The 26,483-nt window shown below is 74.0% G+C and carries 20 protein-coding genes; 9 read left to right on the forward strand and 11 right to left on the reverse strand.

Features of this window, described 5'->3' with window-relative positions; translation table 11 throughout:
• Positions 1-390: 390 nt before the first annotated feature.
• From QWM81_RS18615 to QWM81_RS18625, 3 genes are all read left to right on the forward strand, one after another.
• Complete coding sequence (locus QWM81_RS18615; protein WP_290113295.1) at positions 391-3,084, forward strand: SpoIIE family protein phosphatase; 2,694 nt, start codon at positions 391-393, stop codon at positions 3,082-3,084.
• 41 nt (positions 3,085-3,125) lie between these two features.
• Positions 3,126-3,854, forward strand: a complete 729-nt coding sequence (locus QWM81_RS18620) for a class I SAM-dependent methyltransferase (protein WP_290113201.1) — start codon at positions 3,126-3,128, stop codon at positions 3,852-3,854.
• Positions 3,855-4,038: 184 nt separating this feature from the next.
• Entirely contained in the window at positions 4,039-5,547 is a 1,509-nt protein-coding gene (locus QWM81_RS18625; protein ID WP_290113202.1) for a DUF6056 family protein, read from the forward strand.
• On the opposite strand, the gene QWM81_RS18630 is transcribed toward QWM81_RS18625, so the two are convergent.
• From QWM81_RS18630 to QWM81_RS18640, 3 genes are all read right to left on the reverse strand, one after another.
• Complete coding sequence (locus QWM81_RS18630; RefSeq protein ID WP_290113204.1) at positions 5,522-5,971, reverse strand: GtrA family protein; 450 nt, start codon at positions 5,969-5,971, stop codon at positions 5,522-5,524. The two genes, QWM81_RS18625 and QWM81_RS18630, sit on opposite strands and share 26 nt — an antisense overlap.
• A complete protein-coding gene (locus tag QWM81_RS18635) occupies positions 5,968-6,960 on the reverse strand; it encodes a glycosyltransferase family 2 protein (protein WP_290113206.1) in 993 nt (330 codons plus the stop codon). Before QWM81_RS18635 ends, QWM81_RS18630 begins: the two co-directional genes overlap by 4 nt.
• A 310-nt stretch (positions 6,961-7,270) precedes the next feature.
• Entirely contained in the window at positions 7,271-7,462 is a 192-nt protein-coding gene (locus tag QWM81_RS18640) for a DUF2795 domain-containing protein (RefSeq protein WP_290113208.1), read from the reverse strand.
• A gap of 275 nt (positions 7,463-7,737) precedes the next feature.
• On the opposite strand from QWM81_RS18640, the gene QWM81_RS18645 reads away from it, so the two are divergent.
• Complete coding sequence (locus QWM81_RS18645; protein ID WP_290113209.1) at positions 7,738-8,010, forward strand: DUF5133 domain-containing protein; 273 nt, start codon at positions 7,738-7,740, stop codon at positions 8,008-8,010.
• Between the two features lie 297 nt (positions 8,011-8,307).
• On the opposite strand, the gene QWM81_RS18650 is transcribed toward QWM81_RS18645, so the two are convergent.
• Positions 8,308-9,252: a MurR/RpiR family transcriptional regulator gene (locus QWM81_RS18650; RefSeq protein WP_290113210.1), complete on the reverse strand. Its 945-nt coding sequence runs from the start codon at positions 9,250-9,252 to the stop codon at positions 8,308-8,310.
• A 193-nt stretch (positions 9,253-9,445) separates the two neighbouring features.
• Between QWM81_RS18650 and QWM81_RS18655 the strand changes: the two genes are divergently transcribed.
• From QWM81_RS18655 to QWM81_RS18670, 4 genes are all read left to right on the forward strand, one after another.
• Positions 9,446-12,532, forward strand: a complete 3,087-nt coding sequence (locus QWM81_RS18655; RefSeq protein WP_290113211.1) for a SpoIIE family protein phosphatase — start codon at positions 9,446-9,448, stop codon at positions 12,530-12,532.
• 24 nt (positions 12,533-12,556) lie between these two features.
• A complete protein-coding gene (locus QWM81_RS18660) occupies positions 12,557-14,962 on the forward strand; it encodes a SpoIIE family protein phosphatase (RefSeq protein WP_290113212.1) in 2,406 nt (801 codons plus the stop codon).
• Positions 14,963-15,046: 84 nt separating this feature from the next.
• On the forward strand, positions 15,047-15,385 hold the full coding sequence (locus tag QWM81_RS18665; RefSeq protein ID WP_290113213.1) for a DUF3140 domain-containing protein: 339 nt from the start codon (positions 15,047-15,049) through the stop codon (positions 15,383-15,385).
• 61 nt (positions 15,386-15,446) lie between these two features.
• The gene (locus QWM81_RS18670) at positions 15,447-16,481 is read left to right on the forward strand and encodes a DNA topoisomerase IB (protein ID WP_290113214.1); all 1,035 of its coding nucleotides are present in this window, start codon (positions 15,447-15,449) and stop codon (positions 16,479-16,481) included.
• Between the two features lie 60 nt (positions 16,482-16,541).
• On the opposite strand, the gene QWM81_RS18675 is transcribed toward QWM81_RS18670, so the two are convergent.
• On the reverse strand, positions 16,542-17,288 hold the full coding sequence (locus QWM81_RS18675; protein WP_290113215.1) for an SDR family oxidoreductase: 747 nt from the start codon (positions 17,286-17,288) through the stop codon (positions 16,542-16,544).
• Between the two features lie 353 nt (positions 17,289-17,641).
• On the opposite strand from QWM81_RS18675, the gene QWM81_RS18680 reads away from it, so the two are divergent.
• Positions 17,642-18,991 carry an MFS transporter gene (locus QWM81_RS18680; protein ID WP_290113216.1) on the forward strand — a complete coding sequence of 450 codons (1,350 nt, stop codon included), beginning with the start codon at positions 17,642-17,644 and terminating at the stop codon, positions 18,989-18,991.
• A gap of 72 nt (positions 18,992-19,063) precedes the next feature.
• On the opposite strand, the gene rfaE2 is transcribed toward QWM81_RS18680, so the two are convergent.
• The 6 genes from rfaE2 to QWM81_RS18710 all read right to left on the reverse strand — a co-directional run bounded on the left by rfaE2 (position 19,064) and on the right by QWM81_RS18710 (position 26,407).
• A complete protein-coding gene (gene rfaE2, locus QWM81_RS18685) occupies positions 19,064-20,464 on the reverse strand; it encodes a D-glycero-beta-D-manno-heptose 1-phosphate adenylyltransferase (protein WP_290113217.1) in 1,401 nt (466 codons plus the stop codon).
• Complete coding sequence (locus tag QWM81_RS18690; RefSeq protein WP_290113218.1) at positions 20,461-21,114, reverse strand: D-sedoheptulose-7-phosphate isomerase; 654 nt, start codon at positions 21,112-21,114, stop codon at positions 20,461-20,463. Before QWM81_RS18690 ends, rfaE2 begins: the two co-directional genes overlap by 4 nt.
• 167 nt (positions 21,115-21,281) lie before the next feature.
• Complete coding sequence (locus tag QWM81_RS18695; protein WP_290113219.1) at positions 21,282-22,664, reverse strand: glycosyltransferase; 1,383 nt, start codon at positions 22,662-22,664, stop codon at positions 21,282-21,284.
• Complete coding sequence (locus QWM81_RS18700; RefSeq protein WP_290113220.1) at positions 22,661-23,626, reverse strand: glycosyltransferase; 966 nt, start codon at positions 23,624-23,626, stop codon at positions 22,661-22,663. The genes QWM81_RS18695 and QWM81_RS18700 overlap by 4 nt, the downstream gene beginning before the upstream one ends.
• A gap of 64 nt (positions 23,627-23,690) precedes the next feature.
• The gene (locus QWM81_RS18705) at positions 23,691-25,358 is read right to left on the reverse strand and encodes a carbamoyltransferase family protein (protein ID WP_290113221.1); all 1,668 of its coding nucleotides are present in this window, start codon (positions 25,356-25,358) and stop codon (positions 23,691-23,693) included.
• A gap of 65 nt (positions 25,359-25,423) precedes the next feature.
• On the reverse strand, positions 25,424-26,407 hold the full coding sequence (locus QWM81_RS18710; protein ID WP_290113223.1) for an NAD-dependent epimerase/dehydratase family protein: 984 nt from the start codon (positions 26,405-26,407) through the stop codon (positions 25,424-25,426).
• Positions 26,408-26,483 lie beyond the last annotated feature (76 nt).

Raw genomic sequence — 26,483 nt, forward strand, 5'->3', positions numbered from 1 at the left:
GCGGGCGGTGGCGGCGGCCGCGGGGCCGAGGGCCAGTCCGGCGCCGACGGCGGCGGTGCCCCCGAGCGCCGCGCGCAGCAGTGCGCGGCGGCCACGGGGGGTGGGGGCGGTCGCGGTACGGGACCGGGGACGGTCCGCGCTCAGGTCATCGGGATGCGAGGTCACACCGCGAAACGTACGCTCGGATGCCCGCCGTACTGTTCGAATTTGATCGCTGTTGGCCCACCTTTGGGCGAACCGTGGGTTCCCCGCCCCGTACGGCCTCGCCGGAAGCGGCGCGTGCTCGTCCGGTGACGGGCGGTCACTCATGGTCGCCGTGGTGCGTACGGTGTTAGAAAGGGGAACGTGGTCCACTTCTTCGACCGATTCCGTGGTGCCTCGGTTCGGTCACTGGCCGACCGGCGTCCACGGAGCGTCGCGGGACAGGTCTTCGTCCTGCAGGTGGCGCTCGTGGTGTTGCTGGTGCTGGGAGCGGTCCTGGCACTGGTCCTCCAGTCACGCAGCGACGGCGACCGGGAAGCGCGCAACCGCTCCATCGCGGTGGCGGAGTCCTTCGCGAACTCCCCGGGCATGGCGCAGGCGCTGACGTCACCCGATCCCTCCAAGGTGCTCCAGCCGCTCACCGAGACGGCCCGCGTGAGGGCCGGTGTCGACTTCATCGTGGTGATGAACACCCACGGCATCCGCTACACGCACCCCCAGCCGGAGCGGATCGGAGGGCGCTTCGTCGGCACCATCGAGCCGAGCCTGGCGGGCCGCGTCCACACCGAGAGCGTCGACGGTCCCCTCGGCGAGGAGGTCCAGGCCGTGGTCCCGGTCAGGAGCGCCGACGGGAAGGTCATGGCCCTGGTCTCGGCCGGCCTGAAGGTCAAGAACGTGACCGGCGTCGTCAACCGGCAACTGCCCGTCATCCTCGCCACCAGCGCGGCGGGCCTCGCCGTGGCCACCGCGGGCACCGCCCTGGTCGCCCGGCGGCTGCGACGCCAGACCCACGGACTGGGCCCCACCGAGATGACCCGGGTGTACGAACACCACGACGCCGTCCTGCACGCCGTGCGCGAGGGCGTCGTCATCGTCGGCGGCGACGGCAGGCTCCTGCTCGCCAACGACGAGGCCAAACGGCTCCTGCAACTGCCACCGGACGCCGAGGGCCGCAGCGTCAAGGACCTGCCCGGGCTCGACCCCGGCATGGCCGAGCTGCTGTGCTCCGGCCGCGTGGCCACCGACGAGGTCGTCCCCGCCGGCGACCGGCTGCTCGCCGTCAACCAGCGCCACACCGACCGGCACGGCGGCCCGCCCGGAACCGTCGCCACCATCCGCGACACCACCGAGCTCCGCTCCCTCACCGGCCGGGCGGAGGGCGCCCGCAGACGGCTCAACCTGCTGTACGACGCGGGCGTCGGCATCGGCACCACCCTCGACGTCGTCCGCACCGCCGAGGAACTGGCCGAGGTCACCGTCCAGCGCTTCGCCGACTTCGTCACCGTCGACCTCGCCGACCCCGTCCTGAGCGGCGAGGAACCCTCGGGGACGTCGGCGGACATGCGCCGTACCGCCGTCAGCGGCATTCGCGACGACCACCCGCTCTACCCGCGCGGCAGGATGATCGGCTTCGTACCCTCCACGCCCCAGGCGCGCGGCTTCGGCACCGGCCGCGCCGAGCTCGTCCCCGACCTGTCCCGCGCACCCGGCTGGTCGGCCCAGGACCCCGAGCGGGCCGCCCGGATCGTGGAGTACGGCATCCACTCGCTGATCGCCGTGCCCCTCAAGGCCAGGGGCGTCGTCCTCGGCGTCGCCAACTTCTGGCGCTCGCAGAAGCCCGAGCCGTTCGAGGAGGAGGACCTCGCGCTCGCCGAGGAGCTGGTCGCCCGCGCCGCCGTCTGCATCGACAACGCCCGCCGCTACACCCGCGAACACGCCATGGCCGTCACCCTCCAGCGCAGCCTGCTGCCGCGCGCCCTGCCCGAACAGAGCGCCCTGGAGGTGGCCCACCGCTACCTGCCCGCCCAGTCGGGAGTCGGCGGCGACTGGTTCGACGTCATCCCCCTGCCGGGCAGCCGGGTCGCGCTCGTCGTCGGCGACGTCGTCGGCCACGGGCTGCACGCCGCCGCCGCGATGGGCCGGCTGCGTACCGCCGTGCACAACTTCTCCACCCTCGACCTGCCCCCCGACGAACTCCTCGGCCGCCTCGACGACCTCGTCGGCCGCATCGACCAGGACGAGGACGACTCCGACACGATCGCCGGAATGACCGGCGCCACCTGCCTGTACGCGGTGTACGACCCGGTGTCCCGCCGCTGCGCCCTGGCCCGGGCCGGCCACCCGCTGCCCGCACTCGTCCACCCCGACGGCAAGGTGGAGTTCCCCGACCTGCCGGCCGGACCGCCGCTCGGACTGGGCGGCATACCCTTCGAGAGCGCCGAACTGGAACTCGCCGAGGGAAGCCGGCTCGTGTTCTACACCGACGGGCTGGTCGAGGACCGCACCCGGGACATCGACGTCGGCCTCGAACTGCTGCGCGACGCGCTGGCCCACCCGGACCAGAGCCCCGAGGAGAGCTGCCGCACCGTCCTCGAAGCGCTGCTGCCCGCCCACCCCACGGACGACGTGGCACTCCTCGTGGCCCGCACCCGCGCCCTCGACGACGACCGCGTCGCCGACTGGGAGGTCCCCTTCCACCCCGAAGCCGTCGCGGGCATACGCTCCGCCGCCGTACGCCAACTGGAGCAGTGGGGCCTGGACGACCTGTCGTTCGCCGCCGAACTGATCCTCAGCGAGCTGATCACCAACGCCATCCGCTACGGCGCCGCCCCCGTGCGCGTCCGCCTGCTGTACGACCGCGGCGTGACCTGCGAGGTCGCCGACCACAGCAGCACCTCGCCCCACCTGCGGTACGCCGCGACCACGGACGAGGGCGGCCGCGGCCTGTTCCTCGTCGCCCAGCTGGCCGAACGCTGGGGCACCCGGTACACCGCCCAGGGCAAGGTCATCTGGGCCGAACTCCCCCTTCCCGGCGCCGGTTCGCCGGCGGCGGGCGGCGCCGGCACCCTGCCCTTCGACGTCTTCGACGAGGAGCTCCTGTGACCACGCCCGGCACGCCGGCCGGGCCGATACGCTCAGCGGCCATGTTCACCCCCAACGGCCCCACCCTGCGCGAACTCGCCGTCCAGGCGCTCTCCTCCACCGAGCGCGGATACGACCTGCTCGCCCCGACATTCGACCTCACCCCCTACCGCACCTCCGACCGCCTGCTGGACGCCGTCACCGACGCGCTGCGCCCGCTCGGGCCGTTCCGCTCGGGCCTCGACGTGTGCTGCGGCACCGGAGCCGGGGCGCGGGTGCTGCGGGAGGTGTGCCATGAGCGGGTGACCGGCGTCGACTTCAGCGCCGGCATGCTCGCCGAGGCCCGCACCGCGCACGCCGGGGCGCCGGGCGGGCCGGAGCTCCACTGGGTACGGGCCGACGCCCGCGCCCTGCCGTTCCGCTCCGCCTTCGACCTGGCCGTCAGCTTCGGCGCGTTCGGGCACTTCCTGCCTCAGGAGCGGCCCCGCCTGTTCGCCGAGGTGTACCAGGCGCTGCGGCCCGGCGGCCGGTTCGTCTTCCCCGTCGTGGCGCCACCGCGGGTCGGCTCCCCGGCGTACTGGCAGCTGTGGGCGTTCGACGCGGCGATGCGGCTGCGCAACCTGCTGTGGCGGCCGCGGTTCATCATGTACTACCGCACGTTCCGGCTCCCCGACGTGGTCCAGGACCTCTCCCGTACCGGCTTCACCGTGGAGCTGACCGCCCTGGAGGCGCTCGGCCGGCGGCCCGACGGGTCACCCCGCTGCCGTCTGGTGACGGCCCTGCGGAACTGACCCCGGCCGCGTGGCGCTTGCGCCACTTGGGCGACGACCGGTTGCGAGGGCCCGTCACTGCCGGTCTCGTGGAAGCCGAGTCCGCGATCCGGCGAATCCGGTCCGGTGGCCGGACAACGGCACCGCCCGGATTCACCTCTTCGGTGTCGTACCAGTGGCTTTCCCGAGAGGCAGTGAAGACGACATGGCCGTCGGCGCATCGCGTGTCACCGTCCCGCCGGACCCGGAGCCGGGCTCCGGGCCGGGGCGCGAGAAGGGCGGCGGTGACCCGCGCGGGTCATGGCGGACCGCCTGGCCGCTCGCGCTCTGCCTGCTGCCGCTCTGCCTGCTCGCGGCGGCGTCCTACCTCGGCCGCTACGTCCGCCCCAGCGCCGACGAGTGGTGCTTCCTGCCCGTCGTCCGCGACCAGGGCATCTGGGGCCTGGTCGGCAAGTTCTACGCCACCGACAACGGGCGGCTCGGCAACGGCCTGCTCGTCGGGCTGTACGCCAAGTTCCCCGTCGCCGGCCACCAGTGGTACGCCCCGATCAGCGGCGTCCTCATGCTCGGACTGCTGTGGGCGCTCACCGCGCTGCTGCTGCGCAGAGCGGGCCAGGGCGTGCCGCGCGGGGTCCCGCTGCTGGTGGCGTCCATGATCACGGCCGTGTTCCTGTTCGCCACGACCAACACGTACAAGACGTTCTTCTGGCCCGCCGCGTCCGTCTCGCACACCCTCGCCCCGGTGCTGGCCTGCGCGGCGGCGATCCCACTGCTGCGGGGCCACGGCCGGCGGGGCAGGATCGCGGCGCTCGCCGTCGTCTTCGTCATGGGTGTCTTCATGGGGACGCTCTCCGAAGAGGCGTCCGTCGTCGCCCTGGTGGTCCTGTCGGCCATCGTCCTGGTCACCCCGTGGGTCTTCACCGAACGCGTCCGGGCCTTCGCCCGCGGCTGGTCGCTGACCGGCATGGCCGGTGTCGGCATCGGCACGATCCTGCTGATGACGTCACCCGGTTCGCGCAACCGGCGCGAGCGGTTCGGCGCCGAGACCGCGTCCATGTTCGCCCCCGAGTCCCTGATCGCCTCCCTGCGCGGCTACCTGCGCATCCTGGAGACGATCCTGACGACCTGGCAGTACGCGGGCGCCGTCGCCGCCGGACTCGTCCTGGGCCTGCTGGCCCACGGCAGGGCGGCCAGGCACCCGGTCCTGCTGCCGTGCCGGCCCCTGCTGCTGACCGGCGTCGGCGCGCTGGCCTTCCTGGTCTCCGGCTACCTGTGCACCGTCATCACCTACCCGGTCTTCGGCCCCCGCGTGGTGAGCGCGGGCCGGACGTGGAACGACTACCTGCTGCTGTACGTGCTGCTGCTGGTGGGCGCCGGTGCCTTCGCGGGGCGCGCCCTGCGGATGCGCGGGGTGCGCACCGGGCTGCCGGCCGCGCTCGCGGGCGCGGTGTGCGCGGTGACCGTCCTCAGCCTGGTGCCCCCGCTGTACGACCTGGGCCACGACATGCGCGTACGGGCGCAGAAGTGGGACCGCCAGGACCGGTGGCTGCGGGAGCGGGCGGCCGAGGGGGCGAAGGTGCTGCCGTACACCCCGGTGTCGGTGCGCGGGATGCTGGAGCCGTTCAGCGCCAACGGCACCCGGCCCTGGCCCGCCAAGTGCGTCGCCGCCTACTACCACCTGGACAAGGTCACTCGCGGGACGCGCCTTCCCTGACCCGGTCCTCGGGCGGCCGCCGCGACGCGGAACGGCGACGTGTGGCGGCCGCCCCGGAGGTGATGGCCCAGCGGGCCAGCAGGAACGACAGGGGCGTGACGAGCAGACCGGCGGCGATGGCCGCGAGGTTCTCGTCCATGCCCAGCCGGCTGACGGCGAGGTGGAGCAGGATGCCGCTGCCGACGACATTGGCGGCCCCCGACAGCGGATAGCGGGCGAAGGCCCGCCATGTGGGCCTGGTGCGGACGGTGACGTACGAGTTGAGCAGGAACGATCCGACGACACTGACCGCGTACCCCACGACGTGGGCGGCCAGGTACGGCAGCCAGATGTTCAGCGTGGCGTACACGCCGAAGTAGACGGCGGTGTTGGCCAGCCCGATGAGGCAGAACAGGACGAACTGGCGCAGGACGGCGGCTCTCACGGCTTCGGCCGCGTCCGTCCCGCGGCCTCCAGGGGGGCGTCGCCGTCCGGGGGTCGGCGGACGGCCGCGGACCGCTCGGTCTCCCGCACCACGTAGTGCGGGCGGCGTTTCGCCTCGTGGTAGATGCGGCCCACGTACTCCCCGATGACGCCGAGGGTGGCGAGCTGGATGCCGCTGAGGCCCACGATGGCCGTGATGAGGGTGGCGTAACCCGGGGTGTCGACGCCGTCCAGGAGGGCGTTGGCGATGATCCACAGCGCGTAGACGAGCGCGGACAGGAACAGCCACAGGCCGGTGTGGATCGCCAGGCGCAGGGGGCGGCTGTTGAACGACAGCAGCCCGTCGATGCCGTAGTTGAGCAGCCGCCGGCCGCCCCACTTCGACCGCCCGGCGGCCCGCTCGACGTTCTCGTAACGGAAGCTGACGGTGTCGAACCCGATCCAGGAGAACAGCCCCTTGGAGAAACGATTGCTCTCCGGCAGGGACAGCAGGGAGTCGACCGCGCGGCGCGACAGGAGCCGGAAGTCGCCCGCCCCGTCGATGATCTCGACGTCCATGAAGCGGCGTACCAGGCGGTAGTAGACGCGGCTGAGCGCGGTCCGTACGGCCCCCTCGCCCGTACGGTCCCGCTGGGCGACCACCTGGTCGTAGCCGTGCCGGTGCAGCTCAAGCATGCGGGGGAGGAGCCCGGGCGGATGCTGGAGGTCGGCGTCCATGAGGGCGACCACCGAGCCCCGGGACATGCGCATCCCGGCGAGCAGGGCGGACTCCTTGCCGAAGTTCCGGCTGAAGGAGGTGTACCGCACGCGCCGGTCGGCCGCCGCGAGCGCCCGCAGCCGGTCCAGGGTCCGGTCACCGCTGCCGTCGTCGACGTAGCAGACCTCGAACGTCACCCCGGCCGGTTCGAGGGCGGCGATCAGAGCGGCGTGAAAGGCGTCGATCACCTCGCTCTCGTCGTAGCACGGGACGACGACCGACATATGGACCATGGGCTGTTCACTCCATGCACTGGTGTGCGGGGCGGGGGCCGGACGGACGGGGCCGCCGCATAGGGAGGATGGCCATGGGGCCACCGGGGTTGCCTGCACGAGGCAACGGGCTCGGGCGCGGCTGCGCTTGACGCGCCGGCTGCGCGTGGCGCGTCGGTTCCAGTGGAGCGCGGTGGCGGGCGCTCCACAGCCCCACGCCGTCCACTCGGGTGAACGGCGGGCATGCGTCCGCCCCGTCACCGGGGTCGGGAACGGGGCGGAGTGGCGTGGCGTCGGCGAGGTTCAGGACTCCTTGTTCAGGACTCCTTGTTCAGGACTCCTTGCCGACCTCCTTGTTGACGGCGGCCGGCGAGTCGTACTGCTTGTTGGGGAGGGCGTCGAGGGCCTTCATGATCTCCTCGCCGGCCTTGTGCTTCGACGCCTGTTGGACGATCTCCTCCTTCGAAGCGGGGTAGTTCACGCCTCCGAGGGCCTTCTGCATTTCGATGGGGTTCACAGCCATGCGCGATGGGTACCCGCGCCGCCGGAACCGGTACCGGGGCCACAGTCCATGTCACGACAATGGAGCAAAGTCAGCTTGTGTCCCCACGCAGCGCGAATCCGTCACAGTTGCATCACAATGTCGTGTGAGGACCGGAAAGCGCGGGCACATCCATGTGCGGGAGGGCGACCCGGTTCGGGGGCCGGTGCACCGCCCGGCCTCGGGGAGGCCGGCCTTCAGCGGGCATCGGCGTCCCTCTCTCCTTGCTTCGTGGCGTGGGAAAGGCAGGTACGTTCATGCTGTTGGCGCATCCCGCAGTGCTTCGTGAGCTCGTAGCCCGTTACGAATCCCTGTGCACCGCCTCCCAGGAGCTGGCCCTCGCGCCCGACCTGAAACGACGGCTCGACGATGTCACGTACACGCTCTGCGTGACCACCGGAACGCGGCACCTGGACCAAGCGCTGGCCGCCGCACGCGCGAGGCTGGCCGCCGCGTCCGCCGCCACGACCACGTCCACGCCCTCGTGCTCGCCCGCGGTGACTGCCGCGGCGACCGTCAACGGCACCTGACACCAAGGGATTTCGGCGGCCCCGGCCCAGGGGTTGACCGGGGCCGCCACGGGTGTCCGCGAGCAGCGGAGCGCCCGGCCGGAACACCACGGGCGGCGCGAGGAGGGAGCGCCGCCACGGAGTGTTCTGCTCGTTCCCCGGAAGGGGGGCTCGACGGGGGTGTGCCCGGCGCGTTTCCACCGGGTATGGAGGAAGTAAATATATTTACCGTCCAGTAGGCAAGCGCATGAAAAAATTCATGCCTGCTTGACCGTGGGTATGGCCGGAAATGCCCTTGCGTGGGGGCTTGTTCCGTGCTCAGTCGTCCAGAAAGAAGTTGTGCTGCTCCGCCGCCTGTTCGTACCCCTCCAGCCGCAGCTGCGTCCGCTCCGGGTTGGCGTCCGCCATCGCCTGGAGCACGGAGGCCGCCAGCACCCCCGGCGCCGCGTACGAGTCGAAGACCAGCCGCGACCCCGTCCCGGCGGTCAGCGTCACATCCGCCTCGTCCACCAGCGGCCCCAGCGTCAGATCGGTGATCAGCGCCACGCGCAGCCCCGTCCTGCGCGCCGCCCGCATCGCGGACAGCGTCTCGTGCGCGTGCCGGGGCATCGCGAACGCCAGCACCCACGTCCCGCCCGCCTCGCGCGACTGCAACAGCGCGTCATAGGCGACGCTGCCGCCCCGCGTCACCAGGCGTACGTCGGGGTGGATGCGCCGCGCCGCGTACGCGAAATACTCCGCCAGCGACACCGAGATGCGCAGACCCAGGACGGTCAGCGGCACCGACGTGGCCAACTCGCGGCCCACGTCGAGGATCTGGCCCGGATCGGCCACCAGGCGGCGCAGATGCTCCAGGTTCTCGATCTCGGCGTCGATGGCCGCCTGCAACTCATTGCGGCGGATCTCCTCGCGGGTGTCCGGCGTACCGGCCACCGCGCTCAACGCGATGGGCTGCAACGCCTCCCGCAGCGCGGGGAACCCGCTGTACCCCAGGGACGTCGCGAACCGCGTCACCGACGGCTGGCTCACCCCCACACGCTCCGCCAGATCCGTGATCGACAGGAACGCGGCCTCGGTGAGGTGGTCGATCATGTACTGGGCGATGCGCCGCTGCGCGGGGGAGAGCCGGTGGCCGCCGAAGAGCGCCATGACCCGGTCGAGGGGGACGGTGGGGGACTGGGCGGACTCCTCCGCCTCGTCAGGGGACGGTTTTCCCGGCGTGATCGCAGCCGCCTGCGCGCGTGCCTGCTGCCCTGATGGCACCGGCGTGCCTCCTTCTCGTCCCACTCGTGCTCAACATAGCTCACCGGATCCGGCCACTCCCGGGTCCCGGAATGACCTTGCCACGTCCACCGATGTGCGCGACGGGGCCGCCCGGGAGCATCCTGGCTGTGTGCCCACGGACGGCGCCGCGCCCGGCGACGCCCGGGCAACCTCCCCTGAGTGAGGCTCGGACATGCCAGGGAAAGCGCACCACGACGGCCCCCTGCCGGACGGCCCGGCCCTGGAGCTGGCCGAGGCCACACTGGGCGCCATCGAATCCACCGGCGGATTCGCTGGCGGCGTCTACCTGCGCTCCGGCACCCCGGGGCTGCTGCGGCTCGCCGTGCTCGCCGGGCTGCCGGCCCGGCTGTTCCACCCCTGGTGGCGCATGCACATCAACCGCCCCTACCCGGTGGCCGAGGCCTACCGCTCCGGCGACGGCATCCACCTCGCGGACGCCGAGGACGCGATGCGCCGCTTCCCCCAGCTCATGGCGGGCCTGCCGTTCCCGTTCGGCTCCCTGTACGCGCCGGTGACCGGGGGCGGCGACCGGTTCGGCGTGCTGGTGGTGCTGCGCGCGGCCACCCCGGGCCGCCCGGTCGACCTCGGCGACCGGCGCCGGATGCACCACGCGGCGCAGCGGCTCGGCTCGGCGCTCGCGGACCTGGCCGCCGATGGCGCGCCCGTCAGCTGGGACGACGCGCCGGTCAACGTCCAGCTCCCCGCCGGCACCACCGCGCCGGTGCGGATCGGCCACCTCGCCTGGGACCCCGGCACGGGGACCGTCACGACGGACGAGGCACTCCGCACGATCCTCGGCGCGGCCCCGGAGCGGGACCGGGAGCCGGACCCGGAGCGGGACCGGGAGTCGGGCTCGGAGCGGGACCGGGAGTCGGGCTCGGAGCGGGACCGGGAGTCGGGCTCGGAGCGGGACCGGGAGCCGGGCCGGGAGCGGGACCGGGAGCCGGGCTCGGAGGCCGGCCCGTCCGGGTCGCACTCCGGCGCGCACGGCTCGCCCGGCCCGCCCCGGCCGGAGTCCGGCTCACCCGGCTCGCCCCGCTCCTCTCGGCCGGAGTCCGGCACGCCCGACGCGTCCGGGCCGCCTGGTCCGTCGCGGCCGGACTCCGGTGCGCTCGGTGCGCCCGGCCCACCCGGATCGTCCAGCTCACCGGGTTCCTCTCGGCCGGACTCCGGCAGGCCCGACGTGTCCGGACCGCCTGGTCCGGCTCGACCGGAGTCCGGTGTGTCCGGCTCGCGCGGATCATCCCGGCAGGAGTCCGGCATGTCCGGCTCGTGGGGCCGGTCCCGACCGGAGGCCGGTTCGTCCGGCTCGTCCGGCACGGCTCGGCCGGAGTCCGGCGCGGCTCGGCCGGAGTCCGGCGCGGCCGAGTCGGACGGCTCGCTCGGCACGACGTTCGAGGCGCTCGCCGCGCGGCTCGCGCCGGAGGACACGTACGGGCTGTGGACCGTCGCTCGCCGTGTGGCCGCCGCCGAGCGGCCCACGACCCGCCGCATCTGGCTGCGCGGCGATGACGGCCGCCCCTGCCTCCTGGAGCTCTCCGGCACGGGCCGCGACCCGTCCCCGGGCGGGGCGCCGCACGGCGCGGTGGCGGGCCGGGTCGTCGGGGCCGTGGTGGACGTCGGGACCGGGCCGGTCGTCGCCGCCGCGGCGGACCGGCTGCCGCGCGGGATCTTCTCGATCGACCGGCTCGGACGGATCACGTTCGTCAGCCGCAGCGCCGAGACGCTCCTCGGCCGCCCCCGGCCCGAACTCCTCGGACACGACCTGTGGGAAGCCCTGCCCTGGTTCGCGCACCCCGCCTACGAGGACCACTTCCGCGCCGCCCTGATCTCCGACGAACCCGTGCACTTCCTGGCCCACCGCGCCCCGCAGAAGTGGCTGTCCGTCTCCCTCTACCCCGGCCACGAGGGCCTGACCGTCACCCTCGCCGGCGCCGAGCAGCCCGCGTACGCGCCCGGATCCGTCGTCTCGCCCGGGGCGGGGCTCGGCTCCCCGGCGGACCGGGCGTCCGTCCTGTACCGCCCCGTCGCCCTCGCCATCGCGCTCACCGAGGCCGTCACCGCCCGCCAGGTGTCCGCCGTCGTCACCGAGGAACTGCTCCCGGCCTTCGGCGGCCGCCAGCTGGCCATCTACCTCCTCAACGAGCGGCAGCTCCACCTCGCCTGGGAGACCGGCTTCCCCAAGGGCTTCCTCGACCGTTTCGACGGCGTCGGGCTCGACGCCCGGCTGCCCGGCGTCGAGACGCTCACCTCCGGCCGCCCCCTGTTCTTCGAGTCCATGCAGCGCCTGGCCGCCGCCTACCCCGGCATCCCCCTGGACGCCCACGTCGGCGCCCGCGCCTTCCTCCCGCTGATCGCCTCCGGCCGGCCCGTGGGCTCCTGCATCCTCGGCTTCGACCAGCCACGCGGCTTCAGCCCCGAGGAGCGCACGGTCCTCACCGCCCTCGCCGGCCTGATCGCCCAGGCCCTCCACAGGGCCCGGCGTTACGACTCCGAGTTCGCCCTCGCCCGCGGCCTCCAGGACGCCCTGCTGCCGCACCGGCTGCCCCGCCTCCCGGACGTCGAGACCGTCGGCCGCTATCTGCCGGGCACCCAGGGCATGGAGGTCGGGGGCGACTGGTACGACGTCGTGGAGACCGGACGGGGCGGCGGGCTGGCCCTGGTCATCGGCGACGTACAGGGGCACGGTGTCTCGGCCGCCGCCACCATGGGCCAGCTGCGCAGCGCCCTGCGCGCGTTCGCGCTCAGCGGGCACGACCCGCACGAGGTGATGAGCGGGACCAACCGGCTGCTCATCGACCTCGACGCAGGCCAGTTCGCCAGCTGCTGCTACGTCGTCCTCGACCCGGCGACCGGCGTCGCGCGGGCCGTGCGCGCCGGGCACCCGCAGCCCCTGCTGCGTCACCCGGACGGCCGAACGGAGGTCCTGGACCTGCCCGGCGGCGTGGTCCTCGGGGTCGACCCCGAGGCGACGTACCCGGTCACCGAACTGCGGCTCGCGCCCGGTGACGTCCTCGCCCTGTTCACCGACGGGCTGGTGGAACAGCCGGGCACCGACATCGACCTCGGTATCGAGCGGCTGCGCGGCACGCTCGCCGGCGTGCGCGGCGGCTCCCTCGCCGACACGGCGGACCTGCTCATCCGTGAGGCCAGGGCCGCCACGGACCGGCCCGACGACATCGCGCTGCTCCTCGCCGCCCGGGTGAGCGCGGGGCCGGCCGAGCGCGGTTGTGCCGACAAGGCCGCCGACCGACCATGAGGAGACGTGAGGAAGGCAGGTGCCATGAGCGCGGTGTACGCGGCCGAGGGTGCCGACTTCCGGGGCCCCCTCGACGTCACGAAAGCGGCGACGGCCGTACTGGACCCCGACGACATGGTCGTCGGGTGGGGCCCCGCTGCCCACGCGCTGCTGGGCTACCCGCCGCAGGAAGCGCTGGGCCGCCCCATCGGCAGCTTCGTGGTGGACCGCCCCGGCCACTACCGGCTCGCCGCGCGCCTGCCCGGTGCCGCGCAGGCCCGGCGCCAGGTGCTCCACATGCGCCACCGGGACGGCCACATCGTCCGGGTGGCGACCGCGACGCTCCCGCTGTCCCACACCGGTACCGGCCCGGCCCGGCTGCTGGCGGTGGCCGACGCGGACGAGACGGAGCGGTGGGAGGCCCTCCAGTCGATGCTGCGCGGCCTGGTCACCCAGTCACCCGTCGGCCTCGCCATCTACGACAGCGACCTGCGCGTCGTATGGACCAACCACGCCCTCTACCGGGAGATGGGCACGACCCAGTACGCCGGACTCGGCCCCGACGAGATGGTCAGCCACGGCGAGATCCTCTCCGAGGGATACCCGCCCACGCTGGAGCAGACCATGCGCAAGGTGCTCGCCACCGGCGAGCCGGTCATCGACCTCCACTACCGGGGCCGCCCGCCCGTGGATCCCCACCACGACCACGTCTGGTCCTGCTCGTACTACCGGCTCCAGGACGCGGACGGCGCCCCGCTGGGCGTGTGCGAGGAGACGGTCGACATCACCGACCGCTACCTCGCCCAGCAGCGACTGGATCTCCTCGTACGGGCCGGCGGCCGGGTCGGCACGTCCCTCGACATGGCCCGTACGGCGCGGGAGCTCTCCGCCGTCACCGTCCCGCAGTTCGCCGACAGCGTCACCGTCGACCTCATCGACGCCGTCCTGGAGGGCGACCAGCCCACCCCCGGAACGGCGACCGCCCGACGGGTCGTACGGGTGTGGGCCGGCCCGCCCGGTTCGGCGGCGGACGGCGGGCCCGCCCGGCGCCGACCGGTCGACTACCCGGCCGACTCGCCCCAGGCCCGCTGCCTGGCCGGTGGCCGGCCCGTACTCGAAAGCCCGGCACCCGGGGAGGGGTCGGGCTCCCGGCTCGCGGTGCCGCTGCGCACCGACGGCACCTCGCTGGGCGTGGTCACCTTCTGCCGGGACAGCCACCCCGACCCGTTCGGCGCCGAGGACCTGCCCGTCGCCGACGAACTCGTGGCACGCGCCGCCGTCTGCATCGACAACGCCCGCCGCTACACCCGCGAGCACGCCGCGGCCCTCACCCTCCAGCGCAGCCTGCTGCCCCGCCACCTGCCGCGGCTGACCGGCGTCGACGTGGCCCACCGCTACCTGCCCGCGGACAGCGGCGCCGGAGTCGGCGGCGACTGGTACGACGTGATCGCCCTGTCCGGCACCCGCGTCGGGCTCGTCGTCGGCGACGTGGTCGGCCACGGCGTGCGCGCCGCCGCCACCATGGGCCGGATCCGCACGAGCGTACGAGCGCTCGCCCGCCTCGACCTCGCGCCCGACGAACTCCTCACCCGACTCGACGAACTGATCACCCAGGACGCCCACGAACAGGCGGCGGTCCCGGCGGAGACCGACGACGCGGCGCTCGGCGTGACCTGCCTGTACGCCGTGTACGACCCGGTGACCGGGCGGTGCAGCATGGCCCGCGCGGGTCACCCCCTGCCCTCCGTCGTGGACCCCGTCACCGGTACCGTCACCCACCCCGACCTGCCCGCCGGACCGCCCCTCGGCCTCGGCGGCCTGCCGTTCGAGAGCGCCGAGTTCACCCTCCCCGAGGGCAGCCTCATCGCCCTGTTCACCGACGGCCTCGTCCAGGGCCGCGGCCGCGACCGCGACGCCGAGCTGGACGCGCTGCACGCCGTCCTGGCCGAGCACAGGCGCCCGCTGGACGACCTGTGCGACCGGATCGTCGCCACGCTGCCGCCCGGCCCCGTGGACGACGACGCCGCGCTGCTCCTCGTACGCACCCGCACCCTGGACCGCCACGAGGTGGCCGCCTGGGACCTGGCCGACGACCCCGAAGCGGTCGGCCGCGCCCGTGCCCTGGCCACCGGGCAGGTCGGCGCGTGGGGCCTGAACGGCGACCTCGCCTTCACCACCGAACTCGTGGTCAGCGAACTGGTCACCAACGCCATCCGCTACGCCTCCGGCCCCATCCAGCTGCGCCTGATCCGCGACCGCACCCTCATCTGCGAGGTCTCCGACACCGGCCACACCTCACCCCACCTGCGGCGCGCGAGCAGCGAGGACGAAGGCGGCCGCGGGCTGTTCCTCATCGCGCAGATGACCCAGCAGTGGGGCACGCGCTACACCCCCACCGGCAAGACCATCTGGGCCGAACAGCCGATCCCCCGTGAGCCGATCCCCCCGTGAGCCGGTCCCACCGTGACGTTTGCCTCGGTACGGGGCCGGAAACCCGGGGGGTGGTCCACGACAGGCACGCATGGGAGGCATGTCATGGCAGTGTCCGAACAGATCAGCGACACGCTCTGGAACGAGTTCCACACCGTCGTCAACATGACCTCGCGCGAGCTGCAGGAGTGGCTGAACGTCGAGTCGGCCGGCGAGGAGACCGAGCAGCTGCCCGACCAGTCCGGAAAGGCCACGGGCCGCCGGGTCCTGGAGATCCTGGGCAAGCGACGCACGGACCTCACCGAGGACGACGTCAAGGTCATGCAGCGCGTCTGCGAGATCGTCCGGTCGCAGCGCGGCCCGGACATGGAACCCCAGGCCGGCGGGACCGGATGGCGCCACGGCCTGATGGACATCGGCCACGACCCGCTGAAACCCGTGTAGGTCCCGCCCGCCGCCGTGGGCGCCCGCGCGGATCCTCCAGCGGCCGTCCGAGGAGGATCCGTTGCGTCTGTACCACAGCCGCCCCACCGACCCCGGCTACACCCGCGTCCGCCACGGGCGCGGTTTCCGCTACCTCGACGTCCACGGCGCACCGCTGCGCGACCCGGCGGCACTGGCCCGTATCAAGGCCCTCGTCATCCCGCCCGCCTGGCGGGACGTGTGGATCTGCGCCCGCGCCAACGGCCACCTCCAGGCCGTCGGCACCGACGCCGCCGGGCGCCGCCAGTACCTCTACCACCCGCAGTTCCGCGCCGAGCAGGAGCAGACCAAGCACGACCACGTCCTCGACGTCGCCGAGGCCCTGCCCGCCGTACGCGAGGCCGTCGAGGGTCACCTCGGCGACCGGGGCCTGACCCGGCAGCGGGTCCTCGCCACCGCCGTACGCCTGCTCGACCTCGGCTTCTTCCGCATCGGCAGCGACCGCTACACCGAACAGAACAACAGCTACGGCCTGACCACCCTGCTGCGGGAACACTCCCGCTGCCAGGCCGGCGCCGTCCTCTTCACGTACACCGGCAAGCACGGCCGGGAGATCGCCCAGACCGTCGCCGACCCCGCCACCTGCCGCAGCCTCACCGCGCTGATGCGCCGGCGCGGCGGCGGCGAGCGGCTCTTCGCCTACTGGGAGCGCCCCCTGTGGCGCGACGTGACCGGCGCCGACGTCAACGCCTACCTGAGGGAACTCGCCGGCTTGGAGATCACCGCCAAGGACTTCCGCACCTGGCACGCCACCGTCATGGCCGCCGTCGCCCTCGCCGTCTCCCAGTCCGTCGCGCACAGCGAGACCGCGCGGCGCCGCGCCATCTCCCGGGCGGCCCGCGAGGTCGCCGAGTACCTCGGCAACACCCCCGCGGTCTGCCGCGCCTCCTACATCAACCCGCGCGTGATCGAGCTGTACGAGGAGGGCGTCACCGTCGCCGCCGCCCTGCCCCACCTCGGCGACGAGACCCCGTACGGCATCCCCGCCACCCAGGGCCTCACCGAGCGGGCCGTCCTGCGGATGCTGCGCACCGGCCACGCGCCCGACACCGTGTGATCACGGCCGGCACCGTGTGATTACGGCCGGCACCGTGTGATCACGGCCGGTACCGTGTGATCACGGCCAGGACGGCTCCTTGCGGGGCACCACCACCAGCTCCGACACCGCGCTCCCGGCCGGCACGGACAGCGCGTACAGCACCGTGTCCGCCACGATGTCCGGGCTCTGCAGCATCGACACGTCCGCGTCCGGGAAGCGCTCCAGGATGAACGGCGTCTCCATGCCGCCCGCGATGATCCCCGTCACGCCGATGCCCGGGCAGTCGCGCTGCGCCTCCTTGAACAGCGTGTGCGTGAAGGCGCGCAGCCCCGACTTGCCGGCCGAGTAGGGCCCGGCCTCGGTCCACGTACGGTTCGAGGCGGTGGAGAGGATGTTGACGATGTGGCCGCCGCCACGGGCCACCATCCGGCGGTAGGTCTCCAGGCACAGGTACATCGGCCCCAGCAGATTGGTGGTGACGACCCGCGTCACCTCCTGCGCCGTCAGGTGCTCGATGGGCTTGGAGACGTCGACGGCCGCGTTGTTCACCAGGACGTCCACCGACTGGCCGTCCCGGTCCAGCTCCCGGAACACCTCGGCGACCGCGTCCGCGTCCGTGACGTCCAGTTCCACGAAGCGGGCGTCCCGCCCGTCCTGGGCCAGCTCCTCGCACAGCTCCCGCGCCTGCTCCTTGCGTACGTCCGCGACCAGGACGGACGCACCCGCCCCGGCCAGCCTCCGGGTGATCGACGCGCCCAGTCCGCGCGCCCCGCCGGTGACCAGCGCCTGCCTGCCCCGAAGGTCGACCCGCACTCCGCTGTCCATGCCTTCGCACCTCCGCCTTCCGTGGTGGTGGACTCACCCCCACTGTGGCGCGCGCCACGACGTTCGGCATGCCGGGCGGTCACTGTGAGCAAGCACACCAGGGGGACAGAACTCCAGGTGGCGCAAGGGGTACGCGCACTGCGGCCGTCCCGGGGACAGTCGCCCGGCCATCGGGGCGACGAACCGTCTGCCACCATGGTCGACGCCGCCGACGCCCTCTGACCAGGGGCGCGGCAGCAGTCAGATCCGGTGGGTTCGGCCGTGCAGTGCAGCCGTTGTCCCGAGTTTCCGCCGAATTCCGCCATCCGAGTCCCGTGTCACCGTTCACCGGACTCGTCACCCCGTAACCCACCGTGCCTCCATCTTCCGGCGCTCCCGCGCCCGCCCCCGCCCACGGCCACTCACCGTGGCGTTCCCTGAGATACCGCGGCATGCGCTGGTGGTCGGTCGCGAACTTCGTGTCCAACGCCGGTACGTGGATGCAGCTCACCGTGCAGAACCTGCTGGTGCTGCAGATCACCGGCTCCGCCGCGGCCGCCGGTCTCTCGCTGTCGGTGCAGGCCGCGCCCGGGCTCCTGATGGGGCTCGTGGGCGGCGCCGCCGTCGACCGCTGGCCCCGCAAGCTCACCGCCGCCGTCAGCCAGGCGCTGCTCGGCGCCGTCGCGTTCACGACTGCCCTGCTCGTCGCGTTCGACCGGCTCGACGTGGGCGTCCTGATGGCGCTGGCCGCCGTCACCGGCCTCATCGCCACCGTCGACGCGCCCGCCTGCGCGCTGCTCGGCAACGACCTGGTACGCCCCGAGGACGTGCCGTCCGCGATCGGCGTCGGGTCCCTGGTCCACAGCGCGGGGCGGTTGGCCGGCGCCGCGCTGGCGGGCATCACCGTCGCCTTCCTCGGCACGTCGGCCGCGTACGCCGCGAACGGGCTGTCCTTCCTGTTCGTCGCCGCCGTCATCCCGTTCCTCCGCCTCCGGCCGGTGAACCCGGTGAACCCGGTCGACCCGGTCGATCCGGTCCGCGACGAGTCGGCGCCGCGGGCCGAGGCCGACGACATGAGCGTCCGGGAGGGGCTTGCCTTCTTCGCCCGCCGCCCCCGGCTGGTCGCCCTCGCCGGCATCAGCGGCATCACCGCGATCTTCGGCCGCAACTACGGGCTCACCCTCGCCGTACTCGTCACCGGCCCGCTCGCGGGCGGCGCGGGCGCCTTCGGCACGGTCGCCACCGTCCTCGCCGCCGGCGGCATCGCCGGCGCCGTCCTCGGCGCCCGGCTGCGCAAGCCCTCCGTACGCCTCGTGGGCACGCTGGCCGCCGCGGGCGCCCTGCTCCAGGCCGTCGCGGGACTCTCGCCGTCGCTCGCCGTGCTGCTCGTCCTCGTCCTGCCGATGGCCGTCGTGGAGTCGGTCTCCGACACCGCCGCTACGACCATCCTCCAGACCGACCCGCCCGCGCACCTGCGGGGCCGCGTCCTCGGCGTCTGGGGCAGCGTCCGCACCGTCTGGAGCCTGGCCGGACCGCCGGCGCTCGGCCTGCTGATGGAGACCGCCGGGGCGCGCGGCGCCCTGGTCACCGGCGGCCTGGTCATCGCCGGCGCGATCGGCGCCGGGTACCTCCTGAGTGAGCGCCGCGCCCCGCGGCCGGTCCTGGTCCGCGCACCGGGCATCCCCACGGTCACGGAACGCCCGGCGCTGAGCACGGCGGCCTGACGGACACGGCCTCGCGCCCGGCGGGCCCGCCCCCGGTATGGGGGCGGGCCCGCCGGCGCACCGTGGCGGCCGTCACCGCCCCGGGGGGCGGATCGGCGCGGCGGCCTCGGCCGCGCGGCGGGCGAGGAGCGTGGTGGAGCGGCCGTCCAGGTACGGCAGGACCACCGCCTGGCCCCCCCAGGCGCGCAGCACCTCCGCCTCGGGCAGATCCTCGGCGGAATAGTCGCCGCCCTTCACCCACACGTCCGGCCGCAGCCGGCTCAGCAGCTCGGCGGGCGTGTCCCCGTCGAAGACGGCGACCGCGTCCACGCTGCCCAGCCCGGCCAGCACCCGCACCCGGTCGGTGAGCGGGTTGAGCGGGCGCCCCGGGCCCTTCAGGCGCCCGACCGACTCGTCGGAGTTGACGCACACGATGAGGCAGTCGCCGATCCGCCGGGCGCTCTCCAGGAGGCCCACGTGCCCCGCGTGCAGCAGGTCGAAGCAGCCGCCCGTGGCGACCACCGTCCCGCCGCGCGAGCGCACCTGCTCGGCCAGCACGAAGGGATCCGTCTCCGGCGCCTCCCGGGTGCGCGCCGGGGGCGGCGTCCGCCACAGCGACGGGTTGCCCGCGCCGCCCGCCGCCACGAACGCCGCCGCCTCGGCGACCGCCCGTTGCACCGCCTCCTCCGGCAGGGCACCGTCCGCCAGCGCGGCGGCCGTCGCGGCGGCGAAGCAGTCACCCGCACCGCACGCGTCGCCCTCCGCCCGGTACGGGGCCGGCACCAGCATGGGCGTCGAGGTGCCCGGCCGGGTCAGCAGCACGCCGCGCTCGCCGAGCGTCACGGCGACCGCCGCCGCCCGCCAGCGCTCCGCCAGGCTGGAGCCCCGCTCCGCGAAGGCGCGCAGCGAATCGCCGTCACCGCGGCACAGCGCGCAGGTCTCGGCGGCGTTCGGCGTGACGATCCGCGCGCCCGGCACGGGCGCGTCGCCCTTGAGGTGCGGGTCCCACACCACCGGCACCTTCGGCGCGACGGCCGCCAGGTGCTCCCGTACCGCGCCGGCGGTGTGCCGCCCGTAGTCCGCGACCAGCACGGCGTGGGCCTGCGCGAGTGTGTCGCGCACTGTCCCGTCGGGTTCGCCCGGGTCACCGCCGCCCCGGTCGATCCGCACCAGCGGGCGGCCGCCGGCCAGCACCCGGGTCTTCACCGGCAGGGTGCCGTTCAGCGGGATCTCCACGACGCGGACGCGGCCCCGCAGGGTGCGGCGCACCGCCTCGCTGGCCGGGTCGTCGCCCAGTGCGGTCACCAGCACCACGTCACGTCCGCCGCGCGTCGCGAGCGCGGCGGCGAGCCCCGCACCGCCCGGGCGGCGCTGGTCGCCCGTCACGTCGACGACCGGAGCGGGGGCGTCCGGGGCCAGCCGGGTGGAGACGCCCTCGATGTCCTCGTCCAGCAGGACGTCGCCGACGACCACCAAGGGCTTGTACGCGGTCATGACATCCTCCGATGGGCCGCGACGGGCGCCGCCGCGCCCGCCGCCCGCGAGGGCCGCCCCGCCGCCAGCAACGCGTCGAACGCCTCGCACAGCAGGTGCACGGCCACCAGGTGGGTCTCCTGGACGGTCGCCGTCGACTCGGCCTCGACGCACAGCGCCTCGTCGGCCGCCTCGGCCAGTGGATTGGGCCCGGGACCGGTCAGCGCCCACACCCGCAGCCCGGCCTGGCGCGCGGTGACGGCCGCGGAGACCAGATTGGCGCTGCGGCCCGAGGTGGACAGCAGGACGAGGACGTCACCGGGCCGGCCGTGGGCCGAGACCTGCCGGGCGTACACCTGCTCGAAGCCGTAGTCGTTGCCGATGGCCGTCACGCTGGAGGTCTCGGCGTGCAGGGAGATGGCCGAGAACGCGGGGCGTTCCCGCTGGTACCGGCCGACGAGCTCCGCGGTCAGGTGCTGCGCCTGCGCCGCGCTGCCACCGTTGCCGGCGGCCAGCAGTCTGCCGCCCACCGGGAGCACGGCCGCCAGATGGCCGCCCCACTCCGCGATCAGGTCCAGGTTCCGGCGCCGGAACCTGCCGAGCGCGTCCTGTAGCGCCCGGCAGTGCTCGTGCGCCGCCTCCAGCGCGTGAGAAGCAAGGGGATCTGTCATGGCGTTCGGGCGTACCGCGCCCCGTGGGACGACGGCCGGACCCGCACCTCCTTCGGACTTCGACGAACCGGAAACGACCGGCTGACCGGCTGAGCGGCGACCAGGTATCCGGCGAACACCCGCACCCGGGCCGCCCGGCCGCCACCCGGCGGAACCGGCCCACGTGATCAGGCCACGCCCGTCACGGCGGGCCGGGTGGCGAGTACGGCGGCGTACTCCTTCTCCGTGGCCGCCGCGACCCTGGCCCAGCCGTACCGGCTCAGGACCCGGCGCCGGCCGGCCGCCCCGCACGCCGCCCGCCGCGCGGGGTCGGCGAGCAGTTCCCCGACCGCGCGGGCCAGCGCGTCGGGGTCGCGCGGCGGCACCAGCCGCCCGGTGGCCGGGTCGGCGACGGTGTCGAGCTGCCCGCCCACCGCACTGGCGACCACGGGCCTGCCGCACGCCATCGCCTCCAGCGGCACGATGCCGAACGGCTCGTAGTCCCCGGGGCACAGCACCACATCGGCGCTGCGCAGCAGCGGCGCCACCTCTTCGGGCGGCACACCGCCGGTGAACCGGACGCGGTCCGCGACCCCGGCCAGCCGGGCCACCTCGCGCAGCCGGCGCACCTCGGGGTCGGCGTCGAGCCGGTCCGCCGGGGGGCCACCGACGACGAGGAGCTCGGCGTCGGGCAGCCGGGTCAGCGCCGTGATGGACACCGCGGCGCCCTTCCGGGGGACCAGGCGGCCCAGCTGGAGCAGCCGGTAGCGCTGACCGCCGTCGCGCGGGGCGGCCGGGCCGTCCGGGCAGAACTGCTCGGTGTCGACACCGCAGGGCACCACACCGACCTTGCCCGGCGGGATGCGCATCCGGCTCAGCTCGAAGACCTCGTCGTGGCAGGTCGCGATCACCCGGTCGCAGCCCAGGCCCACCTGCCGCTCGCGGTCGATGCGCTCGGGCGGGCTGGTGTCGGCCTGCCCCTGGTGCCGCCGCTTCACCGTGCCCAGCGCGTGGTACGTGTGCAGGAACGGCAGCCGCGACTCCCGGGTCGCCCGCAGCGACGCCACGCCGGACATCCAGAAGTGCGAGTGCACCAGGTCGGGCGGCCGGACCCGCCACTCGCGGGCCATCCAGCGGCCGAACGCCGCCATGTACGGCAGGAGTTCGTCCTTCGGGATCGGTTCGGGCGGTCCGGCGGGCACGTGGTGGACCTCGACGCCCGGGCGCAGCGGCACCCGGTCGGGCAGGTCCCGCGCGTCGCGGCGGGTGAAGACGGTGACGTGGTGCCCGCGGTCGGCGAGGGCGCCGGCGAGGCGTGCGACGTGCACGTTCTGGCCGCCCGCGTCGACGCCGCCCAGGACGGCGAGCGGGCTCGCGTGCTCGGAGACGAGTGCGATGGACAGCCCGCGCACACCGTTGCCGTCGCCCCGGGCGGCCGCCTCCCGCGCGTCCAGGACGCCGACGTCCGTGGAATCCACGTTCATGGAGTCCACGTCCATGGCGCCGACCTCCGCGCGGCCAGTGGCATCGGTCGTGGCCGGATCCGCGTCCGTGGGATCGAGGGATGTCATGAGCGCACCTCCGTCATCACACGCTCCCAGTCGTCCAGGAAGCGTTTGAGCCCGTACCGTTCGAGGGCCGCCTGCCGGGCGCGCGCGCCGTCCTCGGCCGCCGCCTGCGGCTCGTGCAGATAGCGCCGGGCGGCCCGCGCCAGCACCTCGGGCCGCGTCGACACCGTCCCGGCGCCGGGCGGCACCGCCTCGATCGCCTCCGTCGTGGCCAGCGCCACGACCGGCATGCCCAGGTGCATGGCCTCCAGCAGCGACAGGCCCAGCGATGTCCAGCGCACCGGATGCAGATACAGCCGGCGCTCCGCCATCGCCGCGTGCAGCTCCCGCTGCGGCAGGTCGGCGCCCCGGCACCGCTCCTCGGGTACGCCCAGGTGGGCCGCCAGGCCCTCCGTACGCATCCCGAACACATCCAGCGGCGCCGCCTGGGACAGGGCCGGCAGCAGGTCCGTACCGGTGTAACGGCCGCGCCGGACCGGCTCGTTGACCACCACGGCCGCGCGGGGGAGGCGGCCGGTGTAGAGGTGGCCCGGGTCGACGATGCCGTGTTCGATCACCTCGGTCCGGGTCGAGCCGTTGTCCCAGAACAGCCGGTTGAAGTGGGTGACGTGGACCAGCGTCAGATCGTCGCGGTCCGCGCAGGGATGGCGGGTGTCGGGGACGTTCCCGTCCGGCGCGTTGTGCTCCAGGTACACGGCCGGCACGTCCCGGCCGGGACGGCGCCCGCCCAGCCAGCGCTCGGCCAGCTCGAACTCGTGCGGCCGCTGGAGGACCACCAGGTCCACCGGCGTATCGCGCAGCCGCTCGGGCGGCACTTCCCGTACGGAGTCGGGCCAGGTGAAGGTGCGGGCCCGGCCCAGCCCGTCGGGACCGCGGTCGGGGGTGACCGGCACCAGGTAGGTGTGGGGTCCCTGGACGAACGCCGTCGTCCACGACCCGTGCACGTGCCACAGCAGGATGTTCATCAGCGGGCTCCTTCCGCCACCGAGTGCGTCACCGAGTGCGTCACCGCGTTCGTCACCCCGTCCGTCACCGCGCCGCGTCGTCGGTGTCGTCGGAGCGGAAGAAGTCACCGCGCCTGACCGCGTACGGGCCGATGGCCAGCAGGTCCACGGGGGAGGAGCCGAAGCACTCCAGGGCGTCGCGCGGGTCGTCCACCATGGGCCGGCCCGCCGTGTTCAGGCTGGTGTTGACCACCACCGGCAGGCCCGTGAGCCGCTCGAACTCGCCCAGCATCCGCGCGACCAGCGGCTCGGCCTGCCGGTCCACCGTCTGGATGCGGGCCGTGCCGTCGACGTGCACCACCGCCGGGATGCGCTCCCGCCACTGGGGCGCCACCTCGTGCACGAACAGCATGTAGGGGCTGGGCAGTACGCCGTCGAAGATCTCCGCCGCCCGCTCCTGAAGCACCATCGGCGCCACCGGCCGGAACTGCTCACGCCCCTTGACGTCGTTGAGCCGCTCCAGATTGCCCGCGTGCCCCGGGTGCGCCAGCAGCGAGCGGTGACCCAGCGCCCTCGGCCCGTACTCCGAACGCCCCTGGAACCACGCCACGATCTGGTTGTCCGCCAGCGCCCCGGCCACCGTCGCCGCGATGTCGGCCGGCCGGTCGAACGGCACGGCCGCCGTCTTCAGCCAGGCGCCCAGCTCCGCGTCCGACCAGTCCCGCCCCAGGTCGGCGCCGTGCATCGGCTCCGGCTCGTCGCCGCCGCCCGCCGCGAGCAGCAGCGCGCCGCCCAGCGCCGTGCCCGCGTCACCGGCCGCCGGCTGCACCCACACCCGGTCGAACGGGCCCTCGCGGGCGATCCGCGAATTGGCCACGCAGTTGAGGGCGACGCCACCGGCGAGCGTGAGCACACGGTCGTGCGTCTGGCCATGCAGCCAGCGCACCAGGTCCAGCAGCGTCTCCTCCAGCACGGCCTGCGCGCTGGCGGCGATGTCCGCGTGATCCTGTGTCCACGCCTCGTCCGGCCGGCGGCGCGGGCACAGTTCGGCCCACGGCACCCCGGTCGCGTGGAACCCGCCGTCACCGGTGGGATACACATACCGGCGCAGTTCGGGCAGCATCCGGGGCCTGCCGTGGGAGGCGAGTGCCATCACCTTGAACTCGTCGGAGGAGCGCAGGAATCCGAGGTGGTCGGTGAGCTCCTCGTACACCAGGCCCAGCGAGTGCGGCAGCTCCTGCGAGTACAGCGACTCCAGGCGGTCGTGGACGCGCCGCGCCGCCAGGTGGGAGGCCCGCTCGCCCCGGCCGTCGAGGACCAGCACGGAGCAGTCCCCGGCACCGGGCGCGGCGAAGGCGCCGGAGGCGGCGTGCGCCATGTGGTGCGGTACGAAGCGGACGAGGCCCGGGTCCAGGCCAGGCAGCGCCGTCTTGAGGAAGCCGGGGGCCTCACGGGCGTAGGTGAGCCGCAGGTGGTCCCACGGGTCGTCCAGGCCCATCTCCTCGGCGGGCCGGGCGAGTTGGGGGTCGAAGGAGTAGGCCACCGCGTCCAGGTCCTGGGGGCGCAGACCCGCCCGTTTCAGGCACCAGGCGGCGGCCTTCTCGGGCAGTTCCCAGGCCGAGAACGGCACCGGCCGCTTCCCGTGCTTGCGGCGGGAGAACCGCTCCTCCTCCGCGGCGGCGACGGTACGGCCGTCGATGACCAGCGCGGCGGCGGGATCGTGGAACAGAGCGTTGATTCCGAGAATGCGCATGGGGTCCCTGGCCTTTCGGCGAGTCGGGGGAGTCGGGAAGACGGACGGCGGTGGGTGTGGGTGGTTCAGGAGCCGCTGGGCGTGCGATCGCCGCGCGCCTGGTCACGGAACCAGGCGATGGTGCGCCGCAGGCCCTCCTCGGGGCTCACGCGCGGCTCCCACTGGAGCTTGTCCCGGGCCAGGGTGATGTCGGGGCAGCGCACGGCCGGGTCGTCCGTGGGCCGTTCGATGAAGCGGATCTGCGAGTGGGAGCCGGTGAGTTCGATGACCAGCCGCGCCAGCTCCAGCATGGTGATCTCGGTCGGGTTGCCGATGTTCACCGGGCCGCGCAGCCCATGGGCCGCCGCGGCGAGGATGCCGCGCACGGTGTCGTCGATGTAGCACAGCGACCGCGTCTGCCGCCCGTCGCCGGTGACGGTGAGGGGCTCCCCTTCGAGCGCCTGGCGTACGAAGGTGGGGACGGCCCTGCCGTCGTGGCCGCGCATCCGCGGACCGTAGGTGTTGAACAGCCGTACGATGCCGGCGTCCGTGCCGTGGACCTCGGCCTCGGCGGTGGTCAGCGCCTCGCCGAACCGCTTCGCCTCGTCGTACACACTGCGCGGGCCGACCGGGTTCACATTGCCCCAGTACCGCTCGTTCTGCGGGTGCTGCTGCGGGTCGCCGTACACCTCGGAGGTGGAGGCGAGCAGGAAGCGGGCCCCGGCGCGGTGCGCGAGCGCCAGGGCGTGGCGGGTGCCGAGGCTGCCGGTCTCCAGGGTGTGCAGCGGGAGGCGCAGGTAGTCGGCGGGCGACGCCGGGGACGCGAAGTGCAGCACCAGGTCCGGTGTCCCGTCGACGTCGAAGGGCTCCGAGACGTTCGCCTCCACCAGCGTGAAGCCGGGGCGGCCGAGGAGCCCGGATATGTTCTCCCGCCGCCCGGTGCTGAAGTCGTCCACACATGTGACGGCGGTGCCCGAGTCCAGCAGCGCGGTGCACAGGTGCGACCCGACGAAGCCGGCGCCGCCGGTGACGACGGCGTGCTCCCAGCTGCCTGCGAAAGCGGTGTCCATTCGGTGTCCTCCGTACATGTGCGGAACGCCGACGACGCTCCAGTGCCCTCTGCACCTGCGTCCAGGCTCGGCCGAA

Source organism: Streptomyces ficellus (genome assembly GCF_030406405.1).
In the GTDB taxonomy this organism is placed as follows: domain Bacteria; phylum Actinomycetota; class Actinomycetes; order Streptomycetales; family Streptomycetaceae; genus Streptomyces; species Streptomyces ficellus_B.